This is a genomic window from Flammeovirga aprica JL-4 (assembly GCF_012844305.1).
In the GTDB taxonomy this organism is placed as follows: Bacteria; Bacteroidota; Bacteroidia; order Cytophagales; family Flammeovirgaceae; genus Flammeovirga; species Flammeovirga aprica.
The window spans coordinates 1-1,452 of the sequence record NZ_JABANE010000282.1 but is presented as its reverse complement, the minus strand read 5'-3'; the positions used below and the strand labels follow the sequence as shown (position 1 = coordinate 1,452).

Here is a 1,452-nt window from a genome sequence, read left to right as displayed (position 1 = left end):
TTCTGAAATTCCTGACGAGATTGGTAATTGCACTAAGATGACTTGCCTATATCTGGAATATAACAACTTAAAAACTTTGCCATCTACCATATGCAATCTCAAAAAAATGGAATACTTCAGAACTAGAAGAAACCCATGGGAATGGATGCCGGAATGTATTGATGATGCTTTTAAGATTTATCACAAGTTTGGATCTGTACCAGGTGTGGAAAGAAGATAATAAGATACTAGAACTTTAGGTTTCAAAGTTTGGAGGTTAAAAATTATTTAGAGAACAGAAGTCATGCATCAGATTATTGGAAATAGATTAGTTGTTTTTATCATCATATTACTCACATCTTGTAATAGTTTTTCTAATGATAAAATAGTTGAAACACCTTTTATTAATGAAATAAAAAGTAAATATCCTAATTCATATGTAGGGATAGAAAATAATATGTATTGGTTTTCTTTTCGAGGTTCCAAAGATAGTTTAGACAATTGGTTCTCTGATATAGAATATAAAAAAGATTCAATAGGTTTGATTGAAATAATAAAGTACCCCAAAATTATCAACTCTATAGATAGGTTTATTGAATTTAAATCATTGAAAACCTTAATAATTCACCAATGTAATCTTACGACCATTCCTTCTTCCTTTTTTAATTTAAAGCATTTGGAGTATTTAGGATTAAATGATAATAATATTTCTATTATACCTAAAAAAATAAATAAATTAAATAAACTAAAACACCTAGAATTAAGTACAAATAATATTAAAAAGGTACCTCAAGAGATAGGTGATATTACCTCTTTAAAAGAATTTACTATAGCTAATAATTTAATTCAAAAATTTCCTGATGAAATTTGTAATTTGAAAAATTTGGATGGTTTATCGTTTAGTAATAATCCTAGATTAAAAAAACTTCCTGATTCTTTATTCAAGCTAAATAAATTAAAGGTAATAAATTTGTCTAAATGTAAAAATCTAAAAAGGTTTCCTGATAATTTATGGTTAATCGACTCCTTAGTTTATATCAGGCTTGACGAAATGGATTTAAAAGAAATACCACAATTTGTTTGGAAGTGTAAACAAATCAAAACATTAAGTCTTAGTAGTAATAAAATTACTCATATCCCTAAAGAATTGGGTGAGCTTACAAATCTTGAGAAACTTTATGCAGATGATAATAGACTTTCTGAAATTCCTGAAGAGATCGGTAATTGTACTAAGATGACCAGTCTACATGTGCAATATAACAACTTAAAAACTTTGCCATCTACCATATGCAATCTCAAAAAAATGGAATACTTCAGAACTAGAAGAAACCCATGGGAATGGATGCCGGAATGTATTGATGATGCTTTTAAGATCTATCACAAGTTTGGATCTGTACCAGGGGTGGAAAGAAGATAATAGGATACTAGAACTTTAGGTTTCAGAGTTTGGAGGGTTAGTCTTATTTAAAAATT

1 protein-coding gene and 1 pseudogene are annotated in these 1,452 nt (G+C 28.2%); both read left to right on the top strand.

The annotated features are described in order from the left end of the window. Nucleotides 1-220 (top strand): annotated as a pseudogene (locus HHU12_RS35180) (hypothetical protein); the annotation flags it as partial. Between the two features lie 63 nt (nt 221-283). After that, complete coding sequence (locus HHU12_RS33870) at nt 284-1,396, top strand: leucine-rich repeat domain-containing protein (protein ID WP_169661146.1); 1,113 nt, start codon at nt 284-286, stop codon at nt 1,394-1,396. The last annotated feature ends 56 nt before the right edge of the window (nt 1,397-1,452 follow it).